General features: G+C 34.1%; 8 protein-coding genes. 3 read left to right on the top strand and 5 right to left on the bottom strand.

The annotated features are described in order from the left end of the window. Positions 1-325, top strand: a 325-nt coding sequence (locus LX92_RS22080) for a transposase (protein WP_146197907.1), incomplete at its 5' end; no start/stop codon positions are given. Positions 326-462: 137 nt separating this feature from the next. Here LX92_RS22080 and LX92_RS22075 read toward each other — a convergent pair. From LX92_RS22075 to LX92_RS22065, 3 genes are all read right to left on the bottom strand, one after another. After that, positions 463-930, bottom strand: coding sequence for a hypothetical protein (locus LX92_RS22075; RefSeq protein WP_146197906.1), 468 nt, complete (start codon positions 928-930; stop codon positions 463-465). A 675-nt stretch (positions 931-1,605) separates the two neighbouring features. Next, positions 1,606-2,106, bottom strand: a complete 501-nt coding sequence (locus LX92_RS22070; protein WP_109655205.1) for a hypothetical protein — start codon at positions 2,104-2,106, stop codon at positions 1,606-1,608. Positions 2,107-2,292: 186 nt separating this feature from the next. Beyond that, a complete protein-coding gene (locus tag LX92_RS22065) occupies positions 2,293-2,502 on the bottom strand; it encodes a hypothetical protein (RefSeq protein WP_146197905.1) in 210 nt (69 codons plus the stop codon). Positions 2,503-2,905: 403 nt separating this feature from the next. Between LX92_RS22065 and LX92_RS22060 the strand changes: the two genes are divergently transcribed. After that, a complete protein-coding gene (locus LX92_RS22060) occupies positions 2,906-4,057 on the top strand; it encodes a tyrosine-type recombinase/integrase (RefSeq protein WP_170117926.1) in 1,152 nt (383 codons plus the stop codon). 163 nt (positions 4,058-4,220) lie between these two features. On the opposite strand, the gene LX92_RS22055 is transcribed toward LX92_RS22060, so the two are convergent. Continuing rightward, entirely contained in the window at positions 4,221-4,670 is a 450-nt protein-coding gene (locus LX92_RS22055) for a hypothetical protein (RefSeq protein WP_109655199.1), read from the bottom strand. Between the two features lie 3 nt (positions 4,671-4,673). Then, on the bottom strand, positions 4,674-6,971 hold the full coding sequence (locus LX92_RS22050; RefSeq protein ID WP_109655197.1) for a hypothetical protein: 2,298 nt from the start codon (positions 6,969-6,971) through the stop codon (positions 4,674-4,676). 872 nt (positions 6,972-7,843) lie between these two features. On the opposite strand from LX92_RS22050, the gene LX92_RS22045 reads away from it, so the two are divergent. Next, positions 7,844-8,121: transposase (locus tag LX92_RS22045; RefSeq protein WP_211315872.1), on the top strand; the 278-nt coding region annotated here is incomplete at its 3' end.

Below are 8,121 nucleotides of genomic sequence, written 5' to 3'. Positions count from 1 at the left end.
TAACTGGGAGCAGTTATCGCAGTACTTCCAGTACACCGAACCCATCAGGAAGATCATCTATACGACCAACGCCGTGGAAGGTTTTCATCGCCAAGTTCGTAAGGTAACCAAGACCAAGGGGGCATTTACCAACGACATGGCCTTGTTGAAACTGGTATACCTGGCCACAAAGAACATCGAAAAAAAGTGGACAAGCCCATTACATAATTGGAGTCTTACCGTTCAACAACTTTATATTAAATTTGGGGAGAGGATACCACTGGTCTTAAACGCCAATTCCTTTGGGGCTAGCCCCAAAGGAATTGGAACAACGGACAGAGTTTAATTTACAGACCCTCTTAGTTGGCAGAAAGACCTTTTTTTGTCTTTTTTTTTGTTCTATTGTTATCGTCTGATTCCATCTTCATAAAGTTGCTCAGACCTCAATTCCTTATAAAGCTTCTCACAAATAACACGGGAATTCTATTCCAAAAGTTCATTGTTTTTTTTAGCCCATTCCTCCAATGCTTTCTTCATTTTTCTAAAATCTTTAATATGAAAACCTATTTGACCAATTTCATCTTTATCATAGATTCCTATCCCAAATTTTGCTCGCCTAACTCTCTTTCCTTCAATTGTGTCATAAGTTTCCTTTTCATTTTTTTCATAAAATTCATCTAATTTTCTCATAAAATTATTCAATTCCTTTGCGCTCCCAATGTAGGCAATAATAATTGAGGATATTTTAGAGAATCGATAATCCTGACCTGCTAAAACCACATTTCTCGACAGAACGTTATTATTGTCATCTAGTGAAATTTCTGCCCACATTATTCTATGATTTACTCCTAATCCCCGATTGTAGATAGTTTCTTTTTTTATTTTTTGAGAATATAGATTTGTTGCTCCGAATGCCAATGTAATAATCGTGATTAGTATGAATTTTTTCATGTTCTTTTTTTTTGAGTACGGGTACTTTACAGCTAGCCTCGTATGATTGGTTTCGTCTTATTTAACTTAACTATTTTAGGAAATCACATCAAGTAAATCTTATTAAGTATTATCAACCATAACATTATTCGGTCATAAAACCTGCTTTTTTTTATTTACCTGTTCTAAATCCAAATTGAAATTATCAAAGTAAATGAATTTAAGAGAAATGCCCTTACAGAAAAGCGTAATGGAGAACGAAATTATGTTTAATCTTTTCATAATTATATTATTTAATGGTATAAATCGTAGGAATATGATCATATATCCATTAAATCAATCCTTCATTTGAACTTTTATAAAGATACTGATTTGGATTCTGAACCGTGCAAGAAAATGGAAAGGCTACTATAGCTTAGAAAAGCATTAGAACAAACCTTAGTTATTTTTTGAGTAAATAACCTTATAGTGGGTATAAACTCGAATTCTCACTAGTATTCTATAGTTTATTTCTGTATTGGTTTGCCGACAAAGTGTCCTATCTCATCCTTTATTTGAACTTTAACGGTTTGCATGTATGATTAGTTGCGGGTTTAAAATACGAATTTTATAAGCTTCACTTGAAAATGGTGATTTTCTACCAATTGCCCGCAGTTAATGATACACGTTTTTAGTGGCTGTAATTATTTAACTTCTTTAAATAAATAAGCTTTCACATTTAAGCTTTAATTGTTCAACAGCGTCTACAATATCATTTAAGTCTAGAATTTCTCCATGAATCACAAGAGTATTATTGTAAGAGTTAAACCCTCTGTGACAAGATTCTCCAATTGATGAACTTAAAGATGGATTCATTGCTAAATCAGTATAAGAGTAAATATTCTTGTCTTTAAAAAAATCATCTAATAATTCATCATAGTGCTCAAATTTATTCCTGAATTTTCTACTTTTTAAAACACTTTCAGAATCAATTTTGAGAAGTTCCCTAAGTTGTTTACCTCTTTCTTTATATTTCGATATTGGCCATAGAATTTTAGAAATATTACCTGATGATATTAAAATGGATTGAATACATGACCAAACAGCAATTTTATCAAAGTCATCAACAGAATCTTTCAATCGCTCGTGAGAATGTGATACAAGTTCAGCTTGGAAAATTAATTCTGTTATAAAAGCGCCTTCTCGAATTAGGTTCATCCTTTTTTTGAACTTTTCATTTGTAGATTACCATACGTCCTTCTTACTCAAAAAAACATACCCATTCTATTTATAACATGATTCCATGATAGGCATTGTCCCCAATCCGATTTGGGGGTCGATTGCACATCCGATAAACTTGACGAAAAGCTCATTGGGGCAGGACATATCCTATAGGGACCACCTTCAATTGTGTTTCTTTATCTCATAGCTGGTCTTTCCGGTATCCACCCGGATGTCCAAAGGGCCGTCGGTCCCGTCCACCGACCTGATGACGGCGAATATCTCGTTTGGCAGAATGCCCTCGAGTTCCCCCATGTGCCCGCGCCCTTTGGTGACGACCTCCCCTTTCGATTCTTCCCTTATCGTGTATTCGTACATGCTCCTCTTCCCCATAAGCTTTAAATTCGGTCGAACGGACCCTTAGGGGATTACGTATTATCTTATTTATTTAATACCTACTTTATCGAACTTAACTTTAAAATCCTCTGTAAGTAGCTATTTAAAGTAAAGTTATAAAATAAATGTAAGCTATAAAGGCTCTATGAGATGTTCCTGTTAGAAAGAAAAGTGACACAATTAGTGGCACAAATTTGAAAGTGTGTCACTTATTTATTATAATTGAACAAAGATTTATAATATGGCTAAGTTGACTTACAAAATACGAAAGGCAAGCAACAAATCGGGCATTATTCAATTACACTTTAATTATGGTACAAATTCCAGGCTTCGATACTCCACTGGGTTCAAAGTCCAAAACATTAAGAACTGGGACCATAAAACCATGCGCATTAAAAATATGGCCGAAGAATTGGATAAAAATTACATCAATAACAAATTAGATGACCTACAATACCAATTAAATAAAAAGTACAATAGCCTAATTGAAGAGCAGATAATTGCTGTAAATAATGAGGTATTAATAGATTTCTGTGATCAGTTCTTCAAAAAAACCAAAGGCCAAACAGAAAACAGCACAATTGAACTTTTGCCTTTTTATGATTGGTTTATTAGGAACTATAGTGTAAAGCCATTAATGAGCTCTTCCAAGCCTCTTCAGAAGGGAACTGCCAAAACCTATAGAAATGCCTATAACATATTAAAAAGATTTAATGACACCGTTTACAGAGTACGCTATGATAAAATCAATTATGAATTTTATAACGATTATCTCAATTGGTTATATCAGCAAGGATACTCAACGAACTATGTAGGTACACAAATAAAAATTCTTAAAACAATTATGATTGCTAGTCATGAACTTGGGCATCATAACAATACGGAATGTCGTAAAAAATATTTTAAAAAACCAACTGAGGAAATAGATCATATCTTTCTTAGCATTGAAGAACTGGAGAGAATTAAAAAACTGGATTTCTCCGATTTTAAAACTGTAAAGACTGAATCTGGTGTTTTTATTACCAAAGATAAAATGGATAGGGCCCGTGATTTATTTCTTATTTCGGCAAATACAGGTTTAAGGGTAAGTGACTTTAATAAGCTTGAAAAAGACAACATTATTACAGTTGAAGATAAGAAGTATTTCCAATTAACTACTAAGAAAAACAACAAGCCCATAACAATACCAATTAATTCTACGGTAATTGAAATTCTCGATAAATGGGAAGGCGAACTTCCCCGAAAAATGCCGGAACAGCACATCAACTATGCCTTAAAGGAAATTGGTGAAAAAGCAGGAATTGATACAATGGTTAAGATTACAAGAACAAACGGTGGCATTATAGAAACCAAGGAATACAAAAAGTACCAACTAATAACCAATCATACTGGTAGGAGGTCTTTTTGCACCAATACCTATCTGTCAGGTATGGCTGCAATTGATATTATGGCCATTAGTGGACATTCCTCTGAAAGGGTATTCTACAACTATATAAAGGCAAATAACCTGCAAAGAGCTATGAAGATTTCGGAAAATAAATTTTTCTCATAAAAAACGAAAATCACTTTTTTTTGAACATCTTTTTAGGCAATTAAAACTTCACAACTAAATATCAATTTCCGTAGTAAGCAAAAACCGAACTGCTTTAGTCAACATGGTCCTCATGTTGGTGGTACTAGCCATACGAACACTTAGGTAGTGTAGGCAGTATTTTTTAATTTTGATTTATTTTTACAAATTCATTTTTTAAATCCTCATATATAGAAAAGATTTCTTTTAAAATATTCTCTAGTTCTTGAAAAGTTGAATACTTAGGGATATTATAAAGTTCTCTATTGAAATTTGAATTTAATTCTTTAGCATAACCGTCAAATCTATTATACATAAGCCACTCACCATCCTTAATATAATTTAGATGAGTTTCTACCATTCCTCCGTGTAAAGTCAAGATCATATCTAAAATATGATTTTTGTACTTAAATGAATATTTAAAAGTTTTATCCTTTGAAGAATAATTAACAGTATTATCAATAGATTTCAAAATTTCTAAATATTTTTTTTTATTACTTCCAGACATACAGTGTTCAAAATCATTATGTTTTTGACAAATTGATTGATAACGATTTGCAAAGTCTATATTTTCAAAAACCTCTTTTAATATCATAGTTTATTCCGCTAAATATTTGATTTTCACAAGGACATTATTGTCTATATTAAATTGATTTAAGACTTGTTGAAAGGTATTACTATTTTCAAAAAACGCCTTGTTTGAAAGTGGAATTTCTAAAAAATAATCTCCTGATAATTTTAATCCCTTTGGCAACTTGGTTGAGTTTAAAACACTTTCTTTGGGGTATTTAGTTATAATTTCTTTTAAGTAGCCTTTAAAAGTTTCTGGTTTTATATTACTCAATGTTGTGGCTTTTCGGGAAATAATTTCTTTTCCAGGTATGTATGAATCTAAACGTTTTCCTGTTTCTAAAACAATTTCATTATATGTGTATACTGTTCTGGCCTTTTTATTAAAATCTTGTCCACGTTTAAAAAGTGCTTTAACTTCTGGCCAAGTCAGTTTTCTGCCTTTTTTAGCCGATAGGTCTGCAATTTCCTGACCAAGGTCAATGATTATTTCGTCATCCAGTATATCGCCTTTTCTTAGGGCTTCTTGTAGTAAATCAGAGGCCCCCTCAACATAGTTGTCAAAATGTTGTATGGTTTCTTCGGTAAGCTCTTTAACTGTTCGGGTAAAGACTTTGTCACCGTTCTTAATAACAACTTTCCAGAGTTTGCCGGTTCCTTTACTGACAGGTTTTAAGGCTTTCCCCCCAGGAATGAACCCTAAAATCATAAACCCAGCTGCTTCCACCTTGCTTTGTTCCACATCGTCCCAGTCCTTACCATCAACCAAAATTATAGCATCTTCTAAAGGCAAACCATACCTTCCTACAAACTTGGCACTAGTCCAAAAAGCATTGATCACTGTATTCACCCCATCAACAGTGTCGATGCCTTCGTCCTGACCGATAGGTACCTCATACCAACCAAGAGAATACCCATTCTTTGTTCCAGAGTCATTAGAATCAGGATTATAGGCATAATAAAATTTATTATCATAGCTAAGGGATGGTTCGGAGTTGAAGTCATCTTTAGGATTAAGCGGTCTTCTTGAACTAAAACTTGCAATAAAAATACCGTTTTTTAAAAGGTATAGAGTGCCTTTTCCGTTGTCAAAACTCGTATCGACATGGGTATACTCTAGAGCATCTATTCCCCCAATTTTCCCTGAATGTAATTCAAGGCCATTTTTTGCTTCCGAAATACCCATGGCCAATAGAAGTTTGGCCTCATTTTCCGCATATTCGGACCAATTGTTTCGCAGCATAAAAAAACCAATATCGTCGAATATATCTTTACCAAATCCATAGTTGAATTGTTTATAATCCAAGGAAAGTTTATTTCCCAGTGAAAGTCCTTCTTTTGCTCGTAATGCTGCTATACCGTTAAAGTTATTCTCTATCAGATAATTATCGATATTGTTTCTTATATTCTCGTTTGAATTATAGTATTTCCTTACAACAGTATCCAGGATACCGCTCTGAAAATTCTTAAAATCAAAGTCATATAGTTCAATGTTCGTGGGGGCTGTTACGATATAGGGGTCGCTTTGACCTGCTCCCCCACCGCTACCGCTATCGTTCTCATTTGGATTCCCTTCGAATCCTTGATTATCATCTGAACCGCTAGTTAAACATACTCGATAGTCCACGGTATAGATTCTTTGGTCTCCTGTCTTTTCTGCTTGCCTATAGCAATTTTCTCCTGCAGGATGATCTTCTGGCCCAAAACTACACCAAGTCTCGGTTAAGGTGAAACAGGTGGCGGTTTTTGCAGCGCTAATGTTCAACTTTTCTCTATCCAAGACGAAGATTTCTCTCTTTCCTTCAAAAGTAAAAGAAGAATGATCTGGAATCCTTCTAATGCCATTCTCGGTATAATACCTAATTAAAAACGCCTCGGGTTCCCCATTGTACTTTTGCTGAAGGACTAGATTATCAAAGTATAGGCTATCTGTTCTTTCCTTGACCAGGAAAGTATACGATTTTAAATCTCCTTGGTTAATAACCTTAATATTGGATGTGTCCACTTTAAAATCATAAATATTCGACGGAGTATTTTTTGAGGTAGTTGTTTTTTTTACACTCTCTAGTTGGGCAAGTGCATTACGTATTTGGTCATCATTCTCCAAAGATCCTAGGCTAACCTGCTCTATCCTAAAGTCGGTAATTGAAGTGTTTTCCTTTTCTACCCCATTCTCATCGGGCAAGGATTCTTCTTGGGTACATCCGCTTAAAGACAAAAAAACAATAAATAATAGTAAACCGATAAAGTCTTTTGTTTTCTTGTTTGCTAAATAGTATACTTTATTGGTAATTAATGGTTTGGATGGTTTTTTAAAGGGGGTCATAAAAAATGTATTAATGGTTTTAATTGCAAAATAATAAAAATATTAAAAAAAGGAAATGGTTGGTGTTATTGTAATAATCGAAATAGAATACAAGAAATATTTACTAACAGAAAATAATGTCATTGGTTTTTTACGTAATTGATATTATGGCCATTAGTGGGCATTCCTCTGAAAGAGTATTCTACAACTATATAAAAACAAATAATCTTCAAAGAACTATGAAGATTTGGGGAAATAAATTTTTCTCTTAAAAAGCTAAATCACCCTATTTAATCACAGCTGTACCTACCCAACTTGGCATGGTAGAACTCTACCTAATTTCCTTCCTAGAAGGTTAAATTGTTGGTTTACTATTTATTTTGATAAATATTTAAGTAGATAAAGGTGGGTAGGGAAGATGGTAGTATTATACCCTTTTTTGGATTTCCTTTGTGACCGAAAGAAATTAAGCAAAAAAATATCGGGTAGTCTCCTACCTACCTTCTGCCTTAGTAGGTTAAACTGTTGGTATACAATTTTTTGAATAAATATTTACTTGCACATTTATATAGGCAAAAGTGGGTAGGTAAAAGGGTAGTCTAATACCTTTTTCTTTGGTTTTTACTTGAGGATTTATGAGTTTAGGCTAAACTTCATGGGGTAGGTCCATACCCAAATGGTAGTCATTTAAGTAGTAGTTTTTAATAATTGATAAAAGATTGGACTTTTTCTTAAATCCTCTAAGTTCTTCTTTGTTGAACGAGTGATAATAGTAAGGAAACTGGAAACCGGAAACTAATTAATCAAGAGTCAATGATAACAGGCGTTAGAGAGGGTGTAAACTGAACTCTGTCTGAAATAAATTTAAGTATTAATTTTATTCAGACAGAATCATGAGAAAAGAAGAACAAACAGAATTCGAAAAGAAGGTGCTTGACCAGTTCATGTCCGGCAAGAACCTTTTCGGTAAAGGAGGTGCTTTCGCCCCAATGCTGAAGAACGTGATCGAAAAGGCCCTTGAGGCCGAGATGGAGGGGCATTTGAACGAAGTTCAAAGGACCAAGGGCAACAAACGCAACGGCAAGGGCAAGAAGACGATCAAGAGCGGCTACGGCACCTTCGACATCGATACGCCCCAGGACAGGCAGAGCAGCTTTGAACCGGAACTTGT

Origin of the sequence: Maribacter polysiphoniae, from assembly GCF_003148665.1 — a bacterium.
Taxonomy (GTDB): Bacteria; Bacteroidota; Bacteroidia; order Flavobacteriales; family Flavobacteriaceae; genus Maribacter_A; species Maribacter_A polysiphoniae.
This window is presented reverse-complemented; position numbering and strand designations above follow the sequence as displayed.

What these genes read in the sequence shown, in the direction of transcription:
- LX92_RS22075 (WP_146197906.1), bottom strand. Translation starts at nt 930, where the DNA reads ATGAAAAAATTCATACTAATCACGATTATTACATTGGCATTCGGAGCA.
- LX92_RS22050 (WP_109655197.1), bottom strand. Translation starts at nt 6,971, where the DNA reads ATGACCCCCTTTAAAAAACCATCCAAACCATTAATTACCAATAAAGTA.
- LX92_RS22070 (WP_109655205.1), bottom strand. Translation starts at nt 2,106, where the DNA reads ATGAACCTAATTCGAGAAGGCGCTTTTATAACAGAATTAATTTTCCAA.
- LX92_RS22055 (WP_109655199.1), bottom strand. Translation starts at nt 4,670, where the DNA reads ATGATATTAAAAGAGGTTTTTGAAAATATAGACTTTGCAAATCGTTAT.
- LX92_RS22065 (WP_146197905.1), bottom strand. Translation starts at nt 2,502, where the DNA reads ATGGGGAAGAGGAGCATGTACGAATACACGATAAGGGAAGAATCGAAA.
- LX92_RS22060 (WP_170117926.1), top strand. Translation starts at nt 2,906, where the DNA reads ATGGCCGAAGAATTGGATAAAAATTACATCAATAACAAATTAGATGAC.